General features: G+C 68.9%; 27 protein-coding genes. 26 read left to right on the plus strand and 1 reads right to left on the minus strand.

Annotation, left to right across the window (positions count from 1 at the left end):
* Positions 1-10: 10 nt before the first annotated feature.
* Positions 11-670: a hypothetical protein gene (locus AB6V31_RS10575; RefSeq protein ID WP_369365519.1), complete on the minus strand. Its 660-nt coding sequence runs from the start codon at positions 668-670 to the stop codon at positions 11-13.
* 141 nt (positions 671-811) lie between these two features.
* Between AB6V31_RS10575 and AB6V31_RS10580 the strand changes: the two genes are divergently transcribed.
* The 26 genes from AB6V31_RS10580 to AB6V31_RS10705 all read left to right on the plus strand — a co-directional run bounded on the left by AB6V31_RS10580 (position 812) and on the right by AB6V31_RS10705 (position 19190).
* The gene (locus AB6V31_RS10580; protein ID WP_295821618.1) at positions 812-1090 is read left to right on the plus strand and encodes a helix-turn-helix transcriptional regulator; all 279 of its coding nucleotides are present in this window, start codon (positions 812-814) and stop codon (positions 1088-1090) included.
* Entirely contained in the window at positions 1087-1320 is a 234-nt protein-coding gene (locus AB6V31_RS10585) for a helix-turn-helix transcriptional regulator (protein ID WP_369365521.1), read from the plus strand. The genes AB6V31_RS10580 and AB6V31_RS10585 overlap by 4 nt, the downstream gene beginning before the upstream one ends.
* 151 nt (positions 1321-1471) lie before the next feature.
* Complete coding sequence (locus AB6V31_RS10590) at positions 1472-2029, plus strand: hypothetical protein (RefSeq protein ID WP_369365522.1); 558 nt, start codon at positions 1472-1474, stop codon at positions 2027-2029.
* The gene (locus tag AB6V31_RS10595; RefSeq protein WP_369365524.1) at positions 2026-2559 is read left to right on the plus strand and encodes a hypothetical protein; all 534 of its coding nucleotides are present in this window, start codon (positions 2026-2028) and stop codon (positions 2557-2559) included. Before AB6V31_RS10590 ends, AB6V31_RS10595 begins: the two co-directional genes overlap by 4 nt.
* A gap of 115 nt (positions 2560-2674) precedes the next feature.
* The gene (locus tag AB6V31_RS10600) at positions 2675-3634 is read left to right on the plus strand and encodes a YqaJ viral recombinase family protein (protein WP_369365526.1); all 960 of its coding nucleotides are present in this window, start codon (positions 2675-2677) and stop codon (positions 3632-3634) included.
* Complete coding sequence (locus AB6V31_RS10605; RefSeq protein ID WP_369365527.1) at positions 3631-4005, plus strand: hypothetical protein; 375 nt, start codon at positions 3631-3633, stop codon at positions 4003-4005. The genes AB6V31_RS10600 and AB6V31_RS10605 overlap by 4 nt, the downstream gene beginning before the upstream one ends.
* Entirely contained in the window at positions 4002-4799 is a 798-nt protein-coding gene (locus AB6V31_RS10610) for a hypothetical protein (RefSeq protein ID WP_369365528.1), read from the plus strand. Before AB6V31_RS10605 ends, AB6V31_RS10610 begins: the two co-directional genes overlap by 4 nt.
* The gene (locus AB6V31_RS10615; RefSeq protein WP_369365530.1) at positions 4796-5590 is read left to right on the plus strand and encodes a hypothetical protein; all 795 of its coding nucleotides are present in this window, start codon (positions 4796-4798) and stop codon (positions 5588-5590) included. Before AB6V31_RS10610 ends, AB6V31_RS10615 begins: the two co-directional genes overlap by 4 nt.
* Complete coding sequence (locus AB6V31_RS10620) at positions 5587-6015, plus strand: hypothetical protein (RefSeq protein ID WP_369365531.1); 429 nt, start codon at positions 5587-5589, stop codon at positions 6013-6015. Before AB6V31_RS10615 ends, AB6V31_RS10620 begins: the two co-directional genes overlap by 4 nt.
* On the plus strand, positions 6012-6410 hold the full coding sequence (locus tag AB6V31_RS10625) for an HNH endonuclease (protein ID WP_369365533.1): 399 nt from the start codon (positions 6012-6014) through the stop codon (positions 6408-6410). Before AB6V31_RS10620 ends, AB6V31_RS10625 begins: the two co-directional genes overlap by 4 nt.
* Entirely contained in the window at positions 6407-7633 is a 1227-nt protein-coding gene (locus AB6V31_RS10630; RefSeq protein ID WP_369365534.1) for a DNA cytosine methyltransferase, read from the plus strand. The genes AB6V31_RS10625 and AB6V31_RS10630 overlap by 4 nt, the downstream gene beginning before the upstream one ends.
* The gene (locus AB6V31_RS10635) at positions 7630-7929 is read left to right on the plus strand and encodes a hypothetical protein (RefSeq protein WP_369365536.1); all 300 of its coding nucleotides are present in this window, start codon (positions 7630-7632) and stop codon (positions 7927-7929) included. The genes AB6V31_RS10630 and AB6V31_RS10635 overlap by 4 nt, the downstream gene beginning before the upstream one ends.
* The gene (locus AB6V31_RS10640) at positions 7926-8219 is read left to right on the plus strand and encodes a hypothetical protein (RefSeq protein ID WP_369365538.1); all 294 of its coding nucleotides are present in this window, start codon (positions 7926-7928) and stop codon (positions 8217-8219) included. The genes AB6V31_RS10635 and AB6V31_RS10640 overlap by 4 nt, the downstream gene beginning before the upstream one ends.
* Entirely contained in the window at positions 8219-8752 is a 534-nt protein-coding gene (locus AB6V31_RS10645; RefSeq protein WP_369365539.1) for a hypothetical protein, read from the plus strand. Before AB6V31_RS10640 ends, AB6V31_RS10645 begins: the two co-directional genes overlap by 1 nt.
* 402 nt (positions 8753-9154) lie before the next feature.
* Positions 9155-9697: a hypothetical protein gene (locus AB6V31_RS10650; RefSeq protein ID WP_369365541.1), complete on the plus strand. Its 543-nt coding sequence runs from the start codon at positions 9155-9157 to the stop codon at positions 9695-9697.
* A gap of 43 nt (positions 9698-9740) precedes the next feature.
* Positions 9741-10166, plus strand: coding sequence for a hypothetical protein (locus tag AB6V31_RS10655; RefSeq protein WP_369365543.1), 426 nt, complete (start codon positions 9741-9743; stop codon positions 10164-10166).
* A gap of 277 nt (positions 10167-10443) precedes the next feature.
* Positions 10444-11031, plus strand: a complete 588-nt coding sequence (locus tag AB6V31_RS10660) for a MerR family transcriptional regulator (protein ID WP_369365544.1) — start codon at positions 10444-10446, stop codon at positions 11029-11031.
* A complete protein-coding gene (locus tag AB6V31_RS10665; protein WP_369365545.1) occupies positions 11028-11426 on the plus strand; it encodes a hypothetical protein in 399 nt (132 codons plus the stop codon). The genes AB6V31_RS10660 and AB6V31_RS10665 overlap by 4 nt, the downstream gene beginning before the upstream one ends.
* Positions 11423-11704: a hypothetical protein gene (locus AB6V31_RS10670; protein ID WP_369365547.1), complete on the plus strand. Its 282-nt coding sequence runs from the start codon at positions 11423-11425 to the stop codon at positions 11702-11704. Before AB6V31_RS10665 ends, AB6V31_RS10670 begins: the two co-directional genes overlap by 4 nt.
* 977 nt (positions 11705-12681) lie before the next feature.
* On the plus strand, positions 12682-12972 hold the full coding sequence (locus AB6V31_RS10675) for an HNH endonuclease (protein ID WP_369365549.1): 291 nt from the start codon (positions 12682-12684) through the stop codon (positions 12970-12972).
* Between the two features lie 217 nt (positions 12973-13189).
* Complete coding sequence (locus AB6V31_RS10680) at positions 13190-13615, plus strand: hypothetical protein (RefSeq protein ID WP_369365550.1); 426 nt, start codon at positions 13190-13192, stop codon at positions 13613-13615.
* Positions 13584-14204, plus strand: coding sequence for a P27 family phage terminase small subunit (locus AB6V31_RS10685; RefSeq protein ID WP_369365551.1), 621 nt, complete (start codon positions 13584-13586; stop codon positions 14202-14204). Before AB6V31_RS10680 ends, AB6V31_RS10685 begins: the two co-directional genes overlap by 32 nt.
* Positions 14140-16029, plus strand: a complete 1890-nt coding sequence (locus AB6V31_RS10690) for a terminase large subunit (protein ID WP_369365553.1) — start codon at positions 14140-14142, stop codon at positions 16027-16029. The genes AB6V31_RS10685 and AB6V31_RS10690 overlap by 65 nt, the downstream gene beginning before the upstream one ends.
* 13 nt (positions 16030-16042) lie before the next feature.
* On the plus strand, positions 16043-17539 hold the full coding sequence (locus AB6V31_RS10695) for a hypothetical protein (RefSeq protein WP_369365555.1): 1497 nt from the start codon (positions 16043-16045) through the stop codon (positions 17537-17539).
* Positions 17536-18819 carry a head maturation protease, ClpP-related gene (locus AB6V31_RS10700; protein WP_369365557.1) on the plus strand — a complete coding sequence of 428 codons (1284 nt, stop codon included), beginning with the start codon at positions 17536-17538 and terminating at the stop codon, positions 18817-18819. The genes AB6V31_RS10695 and AB6V31_RS10700 overlap by 4 nt, the downstream gene beginning before the upstream one ends.
* 2 nt (positions 18820-18821) lie before the next feature.
* Entirely contained in the window at positions 18822-19190 is a 369-nt protein-coding gene (locus tag AB6V31_RS10705; RefSeq protein ID WP_369365559.1) for a capsid cement protein, read from the plus strand.
* Positions 19191-19199: the final 9 nt, after the last annotated feature.

Genomic DNA, 19199 nt, shown 5'->3' on the forward strand with positions numbered 1-19199 from the left:
TCGTGCCCCCTCATTCGGCGTGCGGTGCGCGGTCAGCCTTACGTATGCCCTTCTTCGCTGCGGTCCGCTGCTTTGCGGGTGGCTGCTTTACCGGCGCCTCATCATCCTGCGCGGGGGTTCCGACATTGCGGCGCCCGCGGGCGGCGGCGAGGTCGTCGACAATGCCGAAGACGGGGGAGTCGCCGATCGTGGCCGTCTGGGTCACGTGAGGAGCTAGGACCTCAGCGAAGTCTTCGCCGCGCACTGAGGATGGCGGGCGGGTGGGGTCGAGGTAGCGGAGCGCGCTGGCGCCGAGGTTTGCAGGGCTGCGTTTGCCGTTGACGATCGCGTCTACCCAGCCGGCGTAGTCGGACATCACCTCGATGCGACGTTCGAGCTCGTCGACGAGGGCGTGAGTAGCGATGCCCTCGAGTCCCTGCGGCGTCTCGATGGTCACATTTTCTGCGACATCGTCGGCGGTCAGATATCCAGCGGCGATAAGGCCCGGGATTGGATTGAGCCCATACGCGCGCGCGAAGGCGATCACCTGAAGCGGCTGCGCGGTTACCGCTCCGCGCACCCAGCGGCCCGCGGTCGCGGGGTCGACCCCCACCTTTCCCGCGATGACGCTCTTCTGATCACCGTTGCTGTTGGTCTGGACGTAATCGGCCCACGTGCTGTCGTTGTCCACGAGGCAACCGTACACGCCACGGTGCACGCGTGCACGCACTATGCGTGCGCGCGTGTGTGTTCCCGGGGTTGGGGAACGCGGCTGGCGTGCGTGCGTGCAAAGGGCTTGCACGTGAACCCGCAGTGGCGTACGGTGGCACGCATGCAAGCCACTAGCCCGGGTGCAAGAACCCACTATCTCTCGGTCGATCCCGAGCGGCTCGACAAGCTCCGGGACGCTCACGGCATCCCCACCGACGCCGAATTCGCGCGCCTGATCGGCGTCGACGACTCCACCTTGCGAAGAGTGCGCAAGGGCGAGACGGTCGCGTCGAACGAGTTCCTGGCCAAGCTCGCGGCCGCTTTCCCTCACGCATCGTTCGACTCGCTGTTCGTCCTCCGCTCTTCGGACGAGGCGCGCGCCGCGGAGGCGGGCAAGTGAGCAACGTGACGGCGCTGCGCAAGCCCGTGGAGCAGCCTGTCTGGCTATCGCCCGAGCAGGTGTGCGAGCGCGTCCCGGGGATGACGAAGACCATCCTCACGGACATGCGCGAGAACCGGCGCGGACCTGCCTACTACAAGCCCAGCCAGCGCACGGTCGTCTATCTCGAGTCGGAGATCGACGAGTGGGTGACGGCATCCCGCGTGCAGACCCGCGAGGGCTCGTCGTGACGAATCCCGACGACCTCCCGACCTGGTTCTTCGTCCCCACCGCTCTCGCGGTCTGGGCCGCATGGCTCACCCCGGCGATCCTCCGCCGTCTCCGTGCACGCCGGGGCCGCTGACCTCCCACCATCTCCCGATCCGAACCGAAGGGCACATCATGACGGATCCCATCACCTCCACCCAGTTCTGCGAGCAGCACCCGTTCGGCACGCTCACCGCGTGCCCCGCCTGCGCTGAGGCTCGCAAGGCGGCGCTCTCCGACGTGACGGCGCACCTCGACGAGGACGTGCAGCGTGTCCGCGTCCTCACCTACCTAGACGACGTCGAGGCGCAGTTCAGAGCATCGACCGCCAGAGCACTCCTCACCACCCTCGAGAACCACGCGCGGCACCTGACCCGCGCTGACCTGCACGACCGTGCGTACGCCATCTGGGCCGAGTTCTACGGCGACGGTGGCCGCACCACCCCCGCCGACCTCCTGGCCGGTGTGTTCGTCCAGTCCGCGAAGTGGCTGGACCATCCCACGATCATGACCCTCGCCCGCCACGTGTGGGGCACCACCCCCTTCGACCAGCGGTACGCCGACAACCGGGTCCAGTGGATGCCGGAAGACGCGGTGATCATCCTCACCATCCCGCACCTCCTCTCGGACGGGACCCGTGCTGTCGCCGACGTCGTCGTGAGCGACACCAACATGGCCGGGGCACTCCGATGAGCCCCCGCGCCGCGGACATCACCGAGCTGATCAAGCGCTTCGACCACCTCCGCAACAGCGGCGTGTGCTCGCCCACGACACGAGCCCTGCTGGACGAAGCGCAGGCGCTCATCGACGCTCTGTCCACCCCGCCCGCCGACGACGTACGCGAAGCGCTGGCGGTCGAAGCCGCCGCGCGGGCGATCTTCTCGGGCTATGTCGGGGAGACGCCCGGGGGGTTCGAGAAGCAGACCTATGCGTACGACCGCAAAAAGGCGGAGCATGTCGCCCGTCGCGCGCTGGCTGCCGCCGCCGAGGTCCGCCCGCACGGGACGGTCACTGACGCCGAGGTGGCCGACATGGTGGACCCCGAGCGCACTCCAGTTGAGCGCTTCGCCGACGCCGCCGCCGAGCAGTTCCGCAGCGACCTGGATTACGACGGTGGCGAGATAAAGCGGCGCATCCTGACGCTCGCCCACGTCCTCGCCCCGGATCACCCGCAGACCGCCGCCGAATGCGCTGTCTGCCGTGACGACGAGGCGTTCCTGTGACCGCTGACTTCTCGTGCCCGTGTGGCGCGACTGCGAAGACCGCCCCTGAGGCGACCCCCGCCGAGACCGAAACCTTCGACGCCACCGTGCGCCGCCATTTCGCAGGAGACCACTCGTGACCGACACCATCAGAACCGCAGCGCTCGTCATCGTCCCCGACGGTGCGCCGGACGAGGACTGGCAGGACGGTCGCGCCGAGGGCGTCACCGCCTCCGAGGTACACTCCATCGCCGTCGGCAGCATGAAGGCCCGCCGCACCATCCTCGACAGCAAGCTCAACGGCTCCACGTTCCACGGCAACCAGCACACGAAGCGCGGACACGAGCTCGAACCCGTCATTATCGCCGCCGCCGCGCAGCTCGACGGCGTCAACGTCCTCGAAGGCTCGAACGCCCTCCTCGGCCACCCCGAGCACCTCCTGCACCGCGCCACCCCCGACGGCCTCGGCCACCACGCCGTCCGCGGCGTCTTCGGCGCTGAGGTGAAGCGCCGAGAAAAGGTCGCCGCCGTAGACGTCCCCGCCGACCACTACGACCAGTGTCAGTTCGGCATGTGGGTGACCGGCCTCCACTGGTGGTTGTACGCGTGGAAGGTCGAGGGGGAGGGCGGCATTCACCACCGGTGGATCGACCGCGATGACGACCGCATCGCCGTCCTCGCCCGCCAGGCCGACGACTTCATCGCCTGGCGCGCGGCCGGAGCCCCGTCCATCAACGGGCTCCCCGACGACGTCGACGACGCCCTCGCCCAGTACGCCCGTGGCCTCGCAATCGCGGCCGAGGGTGAGGCGCTCAAGAAGGGCGCCCGCCCCATCATCGACGCGTGGATCGCCGAGCAGGCACCCACCGAGGTCCTCCGCCGCGAGGGATCGCACGCCGCGCTCACCTTCACCCCGAAGACGAAGACCGTCCTCGACGAGGACGCGTGGGCCGCGGCCGACGCGAAGCAGCACGCCGACGTCGTCGACATGGAAGAGCGGGCCCTGATGATCCGCCGTGCCGCGGAGAACGTCTACCGCAAGACCGTCCCGGCGACGCCCGGGTTCCGCATCGCACCGAACGGAGACGAAGCATGACCGAGGACCGGCGCACTCGCGCGCAGCTGATCAGAGAACTCACACGAACGCAGGCGGAACTCAAGACGGCGGCAGACAAGCTCGTGGCCGCCACCCAAGACGACCGCACTCCCGAGGTCCGCGCGCTCGACGCGTGCGTGCGCGCTCTCGAACCGATGAAGTCGCGCCCGTCGGCGGCGACCTACGGCCTAGTGCGCACCGCCCCAGCCGTCGGTATCGAGTGGGTCTTGCGCGCCGTCGCTGACCGTTACGGCGTCGACCTCACCCGCGAAGTGGTCGCGCCCTGTCAGCGGCAGCACGCCGACGAGATGTCGCTCGCTCAGATCGCTGACCTGTTCGTTCGGACGACCAAGCCGGAGGCCTTCCTGTGAGCGCCCGTCGCACCGTCCCGGCTCCCGACGTGGCCCGCGGATCCGGCGTGGTCGAAGCCATCGGCGAGACCAAGCCCAGCCCCGGTGTCCTCACCATCCTCTCCAAGGGTGAGGCGGAGCGGATGACGCGGGAGATCAAGCTCACCGCCTCCGGCATCCGCAACAACCTGTTCAAGCTCCGGAACCAGATCGACGTCGCGAAGTCGTCGAACGTGTGGCAGATGCTCGGGTTCTCTTCGTGGACCGCGTGGCTGTCGGACACCCTCGCTGAGGAGCCGATGCGGGTGTCCCGCGAGGAGCGCCTCGAGCTGGTCGGCTACCTCGCGGGGGAGGGCCTCAGCGCCCGGGCCATCGCGCCCATCGTTGGTATCGGGAAGTCGCAGGCGAGCAAGGACATGGCGGAGGCCGCGAAGGCGGCGGCACCGTCGCACGAACTGGCTGGCTTCCCCGACCCGGAGCCGATGTTCGCCGCGGCCGAGACGGACGCACCGTCCGAGAAGCCCGCTGCCCCCACGGCGCCGCCGGCCCCGACGACGACGGGCCTCGACGGCAAGTCGTACACCCGCCCGCAGCCCACCGCGCCGCGTATCTCGTCGATCGTCGACGACGCCCAGGCCGCGGGGAACCAGCTGCGCAAGGCCGTCGACCGGCTCGACGCCATCCGCAATCACGACGACTTCGACGGTTACCGGGGCCAGATCCTCGCGTCGATTCAGAACCACCTCGACCACGCCCGCGACGTGCTGAACGACTTCGGCGTCGAGGGCTTCCTGCAGAAAGGGGACATCCGATGACCGTCACCGAGCGCGCACCGCAGACCACGGATGAGGATGTTGCGAACACCCTCGCCGAATACGAGCGAGCCGTCCAGGAATCGGGGGAGTGGGACGGCCGCGAGGCGACCGAGTTCACGAACGACGGTGTCACCTGGTCGACCGTGTGGGTGAAGTCCGACGCCCACCCGCACCCGCTCGCCGCGCGCTCGCGCGTGCACCGGAAGGGCGTCCAGTACCCCGCCGAGGAGGTCGCCCTTTGGGATGAGGCGCTCCCCGCCGACGAGCGCTGGCGCGAAATCTGGATCGCGAGACCTCGTGTCCTGTTCGGCGCCTTCACCGCCCGCCGCGCCCTCAAGGCGGCATTCCGCGAGAAGCTGCGCGACCGCCGCGAGCCCGACGACCTGCCCGAGACGCGCGACGCCGTGCCGCAGGCCGAGCCCCGGGACTGGGACCTCGAGATCGCCACCGCCGAGACCGTAGACGAACTCAAGGGCGTCTGGTCGGATGCCCGCGCCGCCCGCGCTCGCACCGGCCCGCGCGAGGTCGCCTACGCCGCACGCCTCGCCGAGCTCGCCGCCGCCTCTTGGCAGCCCGCAGAGCCGTCCGCGCCCGCCGCGCCGACCCCGCACCCGCCGACGGTGGAGCTGCGCCCCGCAACCGCACCCCGTCCGCGGATCCCCGCGCAGCACCGCACCCGCAACCCGGAGATGGCCGCGGCCCTCGCCGCCGCCGTCAGTGACGCGGAGAGCCACGACCGACCCGTCCCCGGCGCCGTGCGCCGCGCCACCCGGAAGCAGGCCAAGCCGTGACCGTTGACCAGGGCACCGGAGAGGTGCAGGAGAACGGTTTCGCGATCAAGCGTGGGGCGGACCTGCTCGCGTTCGAGCCGACCAACCCGGCCGAGATGGAGCGCTTCATCCGCGAAGCCAACGGCCTGCTCGAGGAGATGCCGAACCTCCTGCTCGAGATCAACGACCGACGCTACGCCGCCGAGCGTGCGTACTCCCGCAAGAAGAACACCCGCCTCGCGGGCTACGGGAAGGCGGGGGTCGCCGTGACGTTCGCTCGCGCCCAGGCGGAAGCCGACGCCATCGAAGAGCTCGAGACGTGGCACAACACCAAGGCCGAGTACCACCACGCCGAGTCCACCGAGCGGGCCCTCCGCACGAAGGTCTACTCGATGCTCAACATCAACAAGGCCATCACCGCTCTGTACGGGGCGCACCGGTCATGATCAACAAACCCGCGATCGGCCTCTCCGGGGCTGCCCTGCGCGAGCGGAACGAGACGATCGATCGCCGCGAGGGTCAGTCCTGCGCACGCTGCGGCAAGGGCATCTGGGAGAACGGCTCCCGCCATCACCGCAAGTTCAAGTCCCGCGGCGGCGGCGACGAGGTCTCGAACGGAGTGCTCCTCTGTGGATCCGGCACGACCGGATGCCACGGGTGGGCACACCATCACCCCGATCTCGCGCGCGCTGAGGGCTTCGCCGTCAATTCGTGGGAAGACCCCGCGGCTGTACCCGTCCGCCTGTACATGGCGGGCGGTCGCCTGGTCTACCTCGACGACGCCGGTGGCTGGTCGATCCATCCGCCGGTCGCCCCCGAACCCGAAGGAGCTGCGGCATGAACGGTCAGGAGATCGTGGCCCTCGACCTGTTCGCAGGCACCGGCTGGGGCGTGGCCCTGCAGGCACGCGGCATCCGTGAGGGTGGCGTCGAGATCATGCCCGAGGCTCGCGCGTCTCGTGCCGCGGCGGGCATGGAGACGATCTATCACGACGTGTGGGACGGCCTGCTGTCTGACGACCCGGTCGTGTTCGAGCACTCGCTGCAGATCGCGTCGCCCCCGTGTCAGTCGTTCAGCCTGGCGGGGAAGGGTGCGGGCCGCGCGGCGCTCGACGACGTGCTGCGCGCGATCGACGACCGCGCCTACGAGCAGCCCGCCCGCCTGCGCGCGCTCGGTGCAGAGACCGACGACCGTACCGCCCTGGTGCTGACGCCCCTCGCGCACGTGCACCGCGACCGCCCGATGTTCGTTACGTGGGAGCAGGTTCCCCCGGTGCTGCCGGTGTGGGAGGCGTGCGCGGCCGTCATGCGCGGCATGGGCTACTCGGTGTGGGTCGGCATCATCCGCGCCGAGCAGTACGGCGTGCCGCAGACCCGCCGCCGCGCCGTACTCATCGCCCGTGCCGACGGCATCGACGCCGCCCCGCCGACGCCTACGCACTCCCGCTACTACGAGCGCGAACCGCAGCGACTCGATGAGGGCGTGCTGCCGTGGGTCAGCATGGGCGGGGCGCTCGGGATCGACGGGTTCTCGGCCGAGAAAGTTATGGGCCGCGGGATGGTGGAGCGCCACGGCTCGCGCCCGGGACGTGACGCGACGGAGCCCGCGTTCACGATCCGCGCTTCGGCTGGTGGCATGGAGCCGGGCGGGTTCGTGCTCGTGGGTAATCAGGTGCCGAGAGGTCGCGAGCGCGGTGACTACCACTCGCGCCCCTCGGATGCGCCCGCGCAGACGATCACCTCGCAGTCGCGCACGTGGACCCTGCGGTCGAACTACGGAACCGGTGGTGACCCGGCGAACCGTGGCGAGCGGCGCGCAGACCAGCCCGCCCCGACCATCACGAGCAAGGCGGACCGCAACAAGTGGGAGGGCAAGCGTCGGATGGTGGCTGCTGAGGCCGCCGCGCTGCAGTCCTACCCTGACGGGTTCCCGTTCGCCGGACCAGCTACGAAGCAGTTCCTGCAGATCGGTAACGCGGTCCCGCCTCTCATGGGTGGGGCGATCATCGACGAACTGCTCGCCCCGGCCGCGCTGCGTGCCAAGCCCATCGAGGTGGCGGCGTGAGCGTCATCATCCGTGCTGCGTTCGCGCGCTGGCGGGAGTGCCGCACCGAGTTCAACGACCTTCTCTACGCGGCGTACTCCCGCGCCGAGGAGGCGACGAACGGCGCCCTTCTCAACGCGGACGGCCGCGCGCAGAGCGTCGACGCTCTCTCACTGTTCATGGGCAACGACGCCCGCGCGCACCGGTACGCCTCTCCTGAGCTGCTCGAGCACTGGGAGTCGTTCCCTCGGGTGACGTTTGAGCAGTTCGAGCAGCAGTGGCTGGCGGGGCAGCAGTGGATGGACGGTGCAGCGTGAGCGCGTGCCGGTTTGGCTGCTGTGACGCGGAGGCCGCGGCCCTGCCTGATGGCGGGTGGAAGAGCACTGAGAAGGGGTGGGCGATCGACGAGCGCCGCGCGGAGCACCTCCGCCGCGAGTGGGCCGCGATCTCCGCCCGCATCGACAAGGCCCACGCCGACTACCCAAAGTGCCCGTGCGGTCAGCGCACCCTCGCGCTCGACAAGTTCGGCCTCTGCTCCAAGACCACCGAAGAGCACCAGCGACGCCGCGGCATCTACGCCGCCCCCAAGACGAAAGCGAGAGCGTGATGACCGGGCACAACGCCAAGGACATGATCGAGATGCTCCGCGGCCACTACATCGCACCGAGCAAGCCCGCGGGCGGTTACTTCGCCCCCGAGCTGACCGCGCCCAACAGTGCGCGTCGCGCCGACCTGATCTGGCTGCCGATGACGAGCCAGGAGCGGGGCCGCATCATCGGCCACGAAGTCAAGGTCTCGCGCGCTGACGTCATCCAGGAGCTTTCCGACCCGACGAAAGCCGACGCGTGGGCGCGCTACTGCTCGCAGTGGTGGCTGGTCGTGTCGGACCCGGCGCTCATCGAGGGCCTCGAGGTACCTGAGCGGTGGGGGATAATGGCGCCGCCGTCGGGTCGCCTCCGTCGAAGCATGACGATCGTGCGACCTGCCCCCGAGCTCCGCCCGGAGGATCGGGCTGACGCGCTGGCGACGGTGCTGGCCCGCATCCGCGACTTCTCGTCGCTTATGGAGAAGCTCACCGGCATGCGCCGCCGGATCGCAGCCGAACTTGCGGAGCTGTCAGTCGCGGAGGGCCAGCAATGAGCGCTCGTCCAAAGTTCGGCACCGTGTACGCCGCGTACTGGCCGCGCGAGGGCGTGCTCAAGGTCGGGATCATGTGGAAGGACAGTCGCCTTCGCGAGCTGACCGCCACGGGTGCCGAGGTGCTCGCGCTGATGCGGGACAGCCCCGCCGCATGGGAGCGCTACGCGCTCCGCGAGCTAGCTAAGACGTGGCCGCGCGCCTATCCCGACGGCAAGCCGGGGGCGGACGCCTCCGAAGTCATCCTTCGCCGCGGTCGCGGCTTCACCGAGTGCTACCGGGTTCCGGTCGACGAGCTGCCCGCAGCCGTCGACGCGATCTTGAGAGGAACCGTTCTACATGACATTGACCAGGCCAAGAACCATCCCGCTCGAGGCGTACAGGACAGCGCGGACGCTGCCGCCCATGATCCGCGTGACTGCCGAGGGGCTGCGGATGCACGCCGACGACCACGGCCGCGGACCCGTCGAGTTGAGGCAGATCCTCGCCGACGTGTGGCCGGAGACGTCCGAGGTGACAGAGGCGGTCCTGGTGGATCACCTGCTCACGTTGGCGGAGGCCGGCCTGATCGTCCTGTTCGAGGACCCGTCGGGCCGGGAGTGCTACGCGTTCACGGAGTGGGGCCGAGTCGACCGTGCAGGCGACCCCTCCGTCCCGGAGCCGCCACCCTTCGCGAGACCCTCGCGACACTCTCGCGAGACGTTCGCGGCGGGGGAGAGCGAGAGCGAAAGAGCGAGCGAGAGCGAGGGAGTGAGAGGGCGAGAGCGAGAGTCGCTGCGCATGTCGCGGGAGGAGCTTCCCCCGGACCCGTTCTGCCCCGACCACCCCGAGGGAACCCTCGAGTCCTGCATCGCCTGCCAGAACGCCCGCCTCCGCAACAAGAGATTCCTCGACCACAAACGCCTGGCCATGCGTCAGTCGGTCACGAACGACGAGGTCCCGTGGTGATGACCACACCGAGAGCTACGCGCACAACCAAGAGGGAACGGCAATGACGATCAGCACTGATGGCTTCCGCATTCCGGTGACGGTGCAGCTGGACGCCCGAACGTATCGAGCCATCCATGCCGCGGCGCAGCGGGCATCCGAGGTGGCCGAGCGCCAGGTGACGATGCGGGAGCTCATCGAGACCCGTCTCGCCGACGCCGTCACCGGTGTGCGGCGACCGGTGCCGTCGGCTCGACGCGAGGCGCCCGCGCCTGTCGAGCAGCCTCACGACGGCCAATTGAGCACCGAACAGCGCGAACGCCGCGGCGGTCGCCTGAGCGCTGAGCAGCGTGACCTCTTGCTCGCCATGAACAAGGCCGGGTCTACGGCGTTGGAGATCGCGACCGCGGTCGGATGCCACACGGCGACCGTCGCGTACTACCGGAACAAGATCCGCACGGTGCAGCCGAAGGGGGAGTCGAATGTCTGACCGTTTCTGCATCCGTGGGTGCACTCGTCAGCACTGGGCGACGTGCGAGAACACCATGCCGGCCGAGCTCGCGGTGAAGGCTGCGGCTGACGCGGCGGGGGAGAAGTATCGGGCCCCGTGTCGTGGGTGCGCGCCGAGCGTGTGCCGTGAGGGTTCGCTGATCTGTGATGCGTGCTTCGGCCGCGCCCGTCACCTTCTCGGTGACGCGTTCGACATCCTCGCTCGGATCCGGTCTCAGGGTGATCCGCTCAAGTCGGGGTGGAACTGGGATCGGGTGGTGATCGCTGGGTCGTCGCCGGAGCCGCCGGCTCCGATCGGTGAGGACGTGATCGACGCGACGGTGGCGGTGCGGGCGGCGGTGGCGTACTTCGCTGCGGGCCTGTCGGAAGTGTCGAACGACCTGGTCGCGATGGAGTGGTTGGGCCCGCTGGTGCTGGATCGTCACCCTGCTGATGAGGAGGGGGTGCGTGAGCGCTGGTCGATCCAGGACGCGGCGGACCGGTGGGGTGCTGAGCGGGGAGACGTTCACCGATTCCCGGCCGGAGTTCGCCCGAACGCGCCGGCCGGGTCGTTCGCTCGAGCGGATGACGAGGAGGCGCACGCCCCGGTGCGTGAGTGGTACGACCCGCTGTTGACGGTGAAGCAGGCCGCGAAGCGGGTGGGGGTGACGGAGCAGGCGGTGCGCCTCTGGGTGTCGAAGGGTCTGCTCGTCCCGGCGACGAAGGCCCGTGGCCCGCGGGGGTCGGTGCTGTCGTACTTCTACGCGTCGAAGGTTGATGCGGTGGACACGTCGCTCGAGGAGAAGAGAACACGACCGAAGCCGTCGGCAGCCGCCGCGGCCGAGCATGACAAGGAGTCAGCATGAGCGTGGAGTTGCGTGGCAAGTACGAGAGTGGCGCGCCGACGGCGCACACACGCGTCGAAGTCGACGTGTGGGCGATGGACTGCATCTACGACGAGTGCGAGCACGGCGTCGATCCCGACGAAGAGCGCCCGTCGGATAAGTGCCCGTCATCCAAGGCGGTCGTCTGCGAGGAGTGCAGCGAGTGGAATTCGGAGCACGAGGGTGGCGTCGAGCCGTGGCCGTGCGAGAACCAGGCCGTGCAGGATTGGCAGGCTGCGGGCGGCGAGGAGCGTCAGTACGAAGTGATGGTCGAGGCGTTCTTTCGCGGGTGGAGCGAGCACGAACGGCGCGAGCGCCTGCACGCGGCGATGACCATATCGAATGCACAGGGTCGCGAGAACAGGACCACGTCATGAGGGTCAGGGCCACATTCCAGCATGTCTTTCAGGTCACGCGAGAGGTCGAGATCGACGACGAGGAGTTCGCTCGTCTGTACAAGCACCAGGAGAACCGCGACCGCGACACCTCCGACGAGTACCTGCTCCCGTTGCACCTGAACACGCAAGAGACCGAATACCTGGCCGAGGTGTTTCCCGACTGGAAGACCACCGCCCCACTCCCGGACGACTTCGTGCTGCAGTACACCGACGTCACCGAGGCGGAGCGGCTGGATCACGAAAAGCGGGAGCCGTGATGCTTGAGTACGCGTTGCGTATGCCCGACGGTCGTATCACCGTCGCAGACGACGACCGCGGGTTCACCGCCGAGCGCCTGGCGAAGTATCAGGAGTTCGCACCCGGGACCGTCATGGTTGAGCGACACAAGCCGACGCCGTGGGTCGAATCAAAAGATTCGACGGACCCGTGCCCTGAGTGGCACTGCCCCGACCTGTCCAGCGAGGGCCGGCGAGAGGGACGCACGTGCCCCGAACACCCCTGCACCTGCTCGAGTGATACGTCACCAAGCATCGAGGGGTGGAGTGATGTCGATGGGTTCCTGGGGATGTCAGACGAGGAAGGCGGTTCGTAGCCTCGGCGTGTCGTGTCACGTTGTTGGTGGTGTCGCTTGCGCAGTCGGTGCTAGGCTGACGCCTGCGAGATCACTGGATCTAGATGAATGCCCTCGGTTGAGACCGGGGGCATTCGTCGTCCCTGGCTCGCTGGTTTCCCTCGGAGTTGGTGCTCTTCGCCGAGGGGCTCGTCCCGACACCACACGCTCACATCCCTTCGCCACGCCCTGCGGTGTGGCTGACGGTCCTGCCACGATGCCTGATTACTTGCCGGGCTAGCGGGACTCAAGCCGTCAGCCCCTGTCGGCATCGTGCATCCGAGGAGCGGTGATGGGCGTCGGGGCGCTGTCTTCCCGAGCAGGGGTCCGCACTGGTGCGGAACCGTCGTCGACGCAGCGCGGTCGGCGCCTCTGCTCGGGAGTCCATCGTGAAGCGCGGGCATCCGGGTGCGGGCGAGACCCCGGATGCCCGCGGCAAAAGCCGAGGGGGGGCAACATGGCTGAGGGCATCGTGATGCTGCTGCTGGCCGTGGCGGTAGCCCCACCGATCGCGTGGTGCGGTCGTGGCATCCGAGTGTCGGGCCCGTCGTGGTTCGACATCCTGACCCACGCGCCCCGCCCGACGAACCGACCAGCTCGGCGGTCCCGGTGACTGACGCCGGCATGACGATCCCGACATGGGGTGGTCGCCGTGCGGTCGCCGCCCTGAACCAGGTGAAGGCTGAGGGGCGACGCACTCAGGCGCCATGCTGCATCTGCGGTCAGGACATCAACTACTCGCTCCCGTCGACGGAGCCGGATGGCTGCACGGTGCAGCACATCAAGTCCCGCAAGCTCTTCCCCGAGTTGACGTGGGTGCCGTCGAACTGGGCTCCGGCTCACAAGAGCTGTAACGAGTCGGCCGGCTCGGGCTCGAACCTGCAGGACGCGGGCGTTACCTCGACGGAGTGGTGAGCGCACCTGTCCACTACTGGACACCTAGGGGGCGTCGCGATGACCTGTCGCTGCGACGATCCCGGATGCGCCCTGCCCTCCCCGCCCAAGCCGCCAGAAAATCCAGCTCAGGCATGGAGGGCGGAAACCGCAGGGTGGGCTTCCTCTCCCCCCGAAGCCGAGGGGGTCCCCCTTCGGCGAGATCGCTGGCGGTGAAAACGGACCCGGGGAGGCCCGGATGCACGATCGTCGCGGCATCCGCGCGGCGCGCGACGGCGGTGGAACAATCCGCGGCATCGCCCGAGAGTTTGGCGCTTCCCGCAACGCGGTGCGGCGCGCGCTCGACCCAGCGTCGTCGCTGGACTACGAGCGACCCTCGCTGGCCGAGGAGTTCGAGCCAGCCGTTCACGACGTCCTGACTGACTACCCCCGCATGACCGTCGAGCAGGTCGCCGAGCTCATCGAGTGGCCCGGCTCCCGCCGCACGCTCTCCGACCTCGTCGCCCGCGTGCGCGAAACCGTTCTCGACCGGGAACGCGAAGACCTGAACCGCCCGCGACTGGGCACCGTCTCGACTGGACGGGTGAGCTTCGGACACGTGAGCGTGGGCCGTCTGATCGTGGGGAGCGTCCATGTCGACCACGATCCCGACGGAACCGCCTGAGCGTCTCTCCGACGAGGCCGCCGAGCTGTGGTCTGAGATCGTCGCCCGCAAGGCGATGGCCCCGACCGTGGACCCCGCGATGCTCGAGGCGTACTGCGCCCTCGTCATCCGATGGCGGGAGGCGGCCCGGAAGATCGCCGAGGAGGGCCTCGTCGTCGACGGCGAGAAGCGCGGAGCGATCGTGCACCCCGCCCTCGCCGCCGAGCGTTCACTTGCCGAGCAAATCCGCGAGTGGGCGCCCCTGTTCAACCGGCCCGCCGCTGCGAAGCGCAAGGCCGGACCGATGTACGACGCGACGAAGCGGTCGATCGAGGCGGCGAAGCTGCCCGATGAGCCGCAGTTCGAAGGCGCGACCGCCGCGGTGCTGACGCTGGCATGGCTGATCGACGAGGCGCAGCGTGCCGGCCTCGAGGCCATCCAGAAGGCGTCGTTCGTGATGATCCCGTCCTACCTCAAGGGCTGCGCCGAGCTGCAGATTACCCCGGCGTCCCTCCCGGGAGAGGCGCGGAAGAAGGCGGGCCAGGGTGGCAAGGTCGACAAGTTCCAGCGTTCGGCCGACAACCGTCGGGGCCTCGCGGCGGTCGGCTAGCCGCCCGCTCCCGAAGCGGTGGCCGGTCCCGCTCGGGTGCGGTCAGGCGTACGTCGACAAGGTCCACGAGCGCGACAAGGCCACCCCCAAGACCGCGCACCTGTTCGGCAGTGCCGAGCCGCGCATCTGCACCCCGCCGCTTCGCGAGCTCACCCCGGACACGTCACTCGGCTTCGACGTCATCGACTTCGCCTTCGAGGTGCTCGACGTCGTGCTGCTGCCGTGGCAGCGCGCGGCACTCATCCGCATGCTCGAGATTCTCCCGGACGGGTCGCTCCGCTTCCGCACCGCCGTGATCCTCGTCGCCCGCCAGAACGGCAAGTCGACGCTCGCTCAGGTGCTCACCATCTGGCTGCTCTTCGTGTGGGGTTGGCCCCTCATCCTCGGCACCGCTCAGGATCTCGACGTCGCCGAGACCCTGTGGGAAGAGGTCGTGGACATCGTCCACGAGAACGACGAGCTTGCCGCCCTGGTGGAGGGCGTCACGAAGGTCAACGGCAAGAAGTCGCTGAACCTCGAGTCCGGCGCGAAGTACAAGGTGAAGGCCGCCAACCGGCGCGCTGGCCGCGGCCTGTCGGGCAACCTCGTCCTCCTCGACGAGCTGCGCGAACATCAGACGTGGGACGCCTGGGGCGCCATCACTAAGACCACGATGGCCCGCGCCGAGGCGCTCATCCTAGCCCTCTCCAACGCGGGCGACATCACCTCGCGCGTTCTCCGATACCTGCGCCTGATGGCGCACCGAGCGCTCGGCGACCCCGACGGGATCGGCGCAGCGGAGGATGACGGCGGCACGGCACCGACGCAGTTCGACCTCGACACCCTCGAGAGCTTCGACGAAGCCGCCGACGACGAGCTCGACGAGTTCGACGACAACGACATGGCTGACATCGAAGTCGACGACCTCGAGCAAGACGAGGACACCCTCTGCCTGCTCGAATGGTCCGCCGCGCCTGGTTGCGATCGCCGCGACCGCGCGGGATGGTCGGCAGCAAACCCATCGATGGGCTACACCATCACGGTCAAGACCATCGCTTCGGCATGCAAGACGGACCCAGAGTGGGTGTTCCGCACCGAGGTGCTGTGCCAGTGGAACGACGGCGCCACTGCGGGGCCGTTCGACCCGGGCGCGTGGGACGCCGGCAAGATCGAGACCGCGAAGGGGGCCGACGGCATTGTCCGCTTGGCTGATCCCGAGGGCGACCGCATCGAGGGCCGTGTCGTCGCGGGTATCGCGCAGTCCGGAGCCGTGACGTATATCGCCCTCGCGGGCTACCGACCCGACGGGCTCCCGCAAGTGGAGATGGTGACTGGCCGCTACGGCACCGACTGGGTGGGGGAGTGGCTGACTCACGCGGACCGCAAGGGCCGCATCCGTTGCGTCACCGGGCAATCGCGCGGTGCGCCGGAGCAGACACTCATGAAGCGCCTGTCAACGGAGCGGACATTCCGACTCCCCGTCGTGGACCTCGCTGGCTCTGACCTGCTCGACGCATACGCCGACGCCGAGGAAGCGATACGCGCAAACCAGGTGCGGCACACCCCCTGGCCGGCGCTAGACATGGCCGCCGCGACGGCGGAGTGGAAGGTGCTCGCCGGTGGTGTGAAGGTGCTGGACCCGGTCAAGTCGCCGACCGACATCGCCACGCTGCGCGCGTGGGTGCATGCCCTATGGCTGCTCGAACACGAGCCGACGGCGCCGCCCCCGCCACCCCCGGAGCCCAAGACGCTCGACGACGCCACCGAAGCCGACGAGCGAGACGACGAATTCGACACGAGCGACTACGAGGACCTGACCGGCGACCTGTCGGATATGGGCTTCTGAGGAAGGGGCGCGCATGGCATCCGATGGTTTCCTCTCGCGCCTGTTCGGCCGCGCGGACGCGCCCAAGGCCCTCGCCGACGGCGCTCGGGTCCCCACGACCGAGGACGGCTACTCCGTCGGTCAGAACTCGACATTCTGGGACACCCCGGACGACGAGAAGGTACCCGAGCTGCAGTGGCCGCGAAACATCGAGGTGTACGACCAGATGCGTCGCACCGACGCGCAGGTCATCTCCGTGCTGCGCGCCGTGCAGTTGCCGATCCGCCGCACCACCTGGCGCATCGACCCCGCGTCCGCCGCACCCGAAGTCGTCGAGTTCGTCGCCGCCAACCTCGGGCTACCCGTTCTCGGTCAGGATGCCGTCGCGCGGCCCCGCACCGGGGACCGGTTCTCATGGCCCGAGCACCTGCAGCTCGCCCTCACCTGCCTGCCTTTCGGGCATTCGGTGTTCGAGCAGCAGTACCGCATCGAGCGTGACGAGAACGGCGTACCGCGCGCCTATCTCCGCAAGCTTGGGTGGCGCCCACCCAAGACGATCTCCCGCATCGACGTCGCCCCCGACGGTGGGCTCGTGGCCATTGAGCAGGGGACGGTCGGAACCGACAAGCACCGCATGGAGGTCAACCGGCTCGTCGTCTACGTCAACGAGCGCGAAGGCGGGAACTGGCTGGGCCAGTCGCTCCTGCGACCGGCATACAAGTTCTGGGTGCTCAAGGACAAAATGCTCCGTATCCAGGCGCAGACCATCGACCGCAACGGCATGGGCGTGCCCGTCGTCGAGGCGCCCGAGATGCCGAAAGACATCTACGACCCGGTCGAGTACACGAAGCGCCAGGACGCCGAGATCAAGCGTGGCTTGAAAATCGCACAGATGTTCCGCTCGGGACGGCAGGCAGGCGCGTCGATCGCCCACGGCGCGAGCATCAAGCTGCTGGGCGTGGAGGGCACCCTGCCGGACGCCGAGAAGCCGATTCGTTACTACGACGAGCAGATGGGGCGCGCCGTCCTGGCGAACTTCCTGAACCTCGGCGGCGACAACTCGAAGGGCTCCTACGCGCTGGGAGAGACGTTCGCGGACTTCTTCACCCTGTCGCTGCAGACCATCGCCCTGTCGATCGCGGACACCGCGACAAAGCACATCGTCGAGGACCTCGTCGACCACAACTTCGGACCCGGCACGCCGGCTCCCCGGATCGTGTTCGACGAGATCGGGTCGCAGCAGCGGATCACCGCGGCGGCGCTCAAGGACCTCGTCGACTCCGGCGTCATCACTGCGGACGAGAGCCTGGAGCGTTTCGCACGGCAGACGTACAACCTGCCCGAGCGGGATCAGGCGACGGAGCGAACTGGCACCGACGCTCAGGAAGCTCGCGAGGTAGCTGAGCTGCTGCAGAAGGCATACCTCGCAGTTGGCCCCGTCATCAACCGAAAAGAAGCGCGGGATCTTGCGCGTCGCGCAGGAGCGCAGTTGCCAGCCGAAGGCGACACACCGACCGAGGGGGAGGCATGACCAAGACTCGTAAAGAGGAGCGCCGCTACTGGGGATCTGTCGAGCCGCCCAAGGCTAAGGCGGAGTTCTTCAGTGCCGTCACCGCGCCGGTTGCAGAGGGAAGCGACGCCACTGTCGCGACCATCCGCATGTATGGCCCGATCGACTCGTGGGGCGGATGGTGGGGCATCTCCACCGAAGATGTCAGCCGAGTGCTCGACGCCCTCCCTGACACAGTCGAGCAGATCGTGCTGCGGATCAACTCGCCCGGCGGCGAGGTGTGGGAGGCCATGGCCATCCTCAACATGCTCGCCGCCCACCGAGCGCAGGTCATCGCCGTCGTCGACGGCATTGCCGCCTCGGCAGCATCGTTCATCGCTGCGAGTTGCGACGAGACGGTGATGAGCCGCGGCAGTCAAATGATGATCCACTCGCCGTGGGCATTCGCCATCGGCAACGCGGCCAAGATGCGCAAGCAGGCCGCGTTCCTCGACACCCTCGAGCGCTCGATGATCGAGGTTTACTCCGAGAAAGCCGGCGACAAGGACTGGGCGACGCTGCTCGCCGACGAGACCTGGCTCACCGCCGAGGACACCGTCGCGCTCGGCCTAGCCGATCGCGTCGACGTGGTCCCTGACGCCGGTACCGCCACCACCGTCGGTGCAGAGGAAGACGTCCTCATCATAATCGCCGACCTCGAAGAGGACGACGCGGACGACGAGGCATCCGCCCGCGCCGCCCGCATCCACGCCGCCGCCGCCTCAGCGCGCGCGGCAGCCCCCCAGCCCCCGGACTCGACCGAGCCGGGTAACCCCGCCAACAAGGAGGAGCTCCCCATGAGCGACAAGTTCCTGGCTGACGTTCGCGACCGGCTCGGCATCACCGACGCCAACGCCCCGGAGGAGACGGTCTTCGCCGCCTTCGAGCAGCGCATCGCAGCCCCCGCCCCCGCACCGACCGCCGCCCTGCCCGAGGGTGTCGTCGCCATCGAGGCGACGCAGCTCGAGCAGATGCGTGCGGACGCGCAGGCCGGACGCGAGGCGCGCGACGCGCAGCTCGCAGCCGCCCGCGCGGCCACCGTCGACGCCGCCGTCGCCGACGGGCGCATCGCGCCCGCCCGCCGCGACCACTGGATCGCTTCGCTGGCCGCCGATCCCGGCTCCGCCGAGACCCTCGCGGGCCTGCAGAAGGGGCTCATCCCCGTCGACATGGTCGGTGTTACCGGCGGCGTCGACGAGTCGTCCGACGAGGACGGCGCCTACTCGAAGCTGTTCCCCACCGCGAAGGCTGAGGAGGCCTGATCATGCCCACCCCCAAGAACTACCTCCCGCTGTTCCGCCCCGGCCAGGTCGTCACCTTCGGTGTCACCGCCGCCGTCACCGCTGGCCAGGTCGTCGAGCTCGGCACTGCCGACTGGTCGGTCGCACCCGCCGCCGCCGCGTCCGCCAAGGCCGTCGGCGTCGCCGGGCACAGCGCTGGCGTCGGCGACAAGGTGGCCGTCGAAGTCAACAAGGTCATCCACGAGCTCAAGGCGGTCGGTCCGGTGACGCGCGGCCAGAAGCTCGAGGCGGCCGCGTCCGGCGGCGTGCGCACGCTCACCACCGGGACCGCCCTGTACCTCGCCCTCGCCTCCGCGGTCGACGGCGCCACCGTTCCCGTCATCCAGCTCTGAGAGGCAGAT

Source organism: Microbacterium sp. 16-032 (genome assembly GCF_041079455.1).
Lineage (GTDB): Bacteria > Actinomycetota > Actinomycetes > Actinomycetales > Microbacteriaceae > Microbacterium > Microbacterium testaceum_A.

What these genes read in the sequence shown, in the direction of transcription:
- AB6V31_RS10700 (WP_369365557.1), top strand. Translation starts at nt 17,536, where the DNA reads ATGACCAAGACTCGTAAAGAGGAGCGCCGCTACTGGGGATCTGTCGAG.
- AB6V31_RS10590 (WP_369365522.1), top strand. Translation starts at nt 1,472, where the DNA reads ATGACGGATCCCATCACCTCCACCCAGTTCTGCGAGCAGCACCCGTTC.
- AB6V31_RS10675 (WP_369365549.1), top strand. Translation starts at nt 12,682, where the DNA reads ATGACGATCCCGACATGGGGTGGTCGCCGTGCGGTCGCCGCCCTGAAC.
- AB6V31_RS10630 (WP_369365534.1), top strand. Translation starts at nt 6,407, where the DNA reads ATGAACGGTCAGGAGATCGTGGCCCTCGACCTGTTCGCAGGCACCGGC.
- AB6V31_RS10685 (WP_369365551.1), top strand. Translation starts at nt 13,584, where the DNA reads ATGTCGACCACGATCCCGACGGAACCGCCTGAGCGTCTCTCCGACGAG.
- AB6V31_RS10670 (WP_369365547.1), top strand. Translation starts at nt 11,423, where the DNA reads ATGAGGGTCAGGGCCACATTCCAGCATGTCTTTCAGGTCACGCGAGAG.
- AB6V31_RS10680 (WP_369365550.1), top strand. Translation starts at nt 13,190, where the DNA reads ATGCACGATCGTCGCGGCATCCGCGCGGCGCGCGACGGCGGTGGAACA.
- AB6V31_RS10650 (WP_369365541.1), top strand. Translation starts at nt 9,155, where the DNA reads ATGATCCGCGTGACTGCCGAGGGGCTGCGGATGCACGCCGACGACCAC.
- AB6V31_RS10705 (WP_369365559.1), top strand. Translation starts at nt 18,822, where the DNA reads ATGCCCACCCCCAAGAACTACCTCCCGCTGTTCCGCCCCGGCCAGGTC.
- AB6V31_RS10645 (WP_369365539.1), top strand. Translation starts at nt 8,219, where the DNA reads ATGACCGGGCACAACGCCAAGGACATGATCGAGATGCTCCGCGGCCAC.
- AB6V31_RS10580 (WP_295821618.1), top strand. Translation starts at nt 812, where the DNA reads ATGCAAGCCACTAGCCCGGGTGCAAGAACCCACTATCTCTCGGTCGAT.
- AB6V31_RS10625 (WP_369365533.1), top strand. Translation starts at nt 6,012, where the DNA reads ATGATCAACAAACCCGCGATCGGCCTCTCCGGGGCTGCCCTGCGCGAG.
- AB6V31_RS10595 (WP_369365524.1), top strand. Translation starts at nt 2,026, where the DNA reads ATGAGCCCCCGCGCCGCGGACATCACCGAGCTGATCAAGCGCTTCGAC.
- AB6V31_RS10615 (WP_369365530.1), top strand. Translation starts at nt 4,796, where the DNA reads ATGACCGTCACCGAGCGCGCACCGCAGACCACGGATGAGGATGTTGCG.
- AB6V31_RS10695 (WP_369365555.1), top strand. Translation starts at nt 16,043, where the DNA reads ATGGCATCCGATGGTTTCCTCTCGCGCCTGTTCGGCCGCGCGGACGCG.
- AB6V31_RS10665 (WP_369365545.1), top strand. Translation starts at nt 11,028, where the DNA reads ATGAGCGTGGAGTTGCGTGGCAAGTACGAGAGTGGCGCGCCGACGGCG.
- AB6V31_RS10605 (WP_369365527.1), top strand. Translation starts at nt 3,631, where the DNA reads ATGACCGAGGACCGGCGCACTCGCGCGCAGCTGATCAGAGAACTCACA.
- AB6V31_RS10655 (WP_369365543.1), top strand. Translation starts at nt 9,741, where the DNA reads ATGACGATCAGCACTGATGGCTTCCGCATTCCGGTGACGGTGCAGCTG.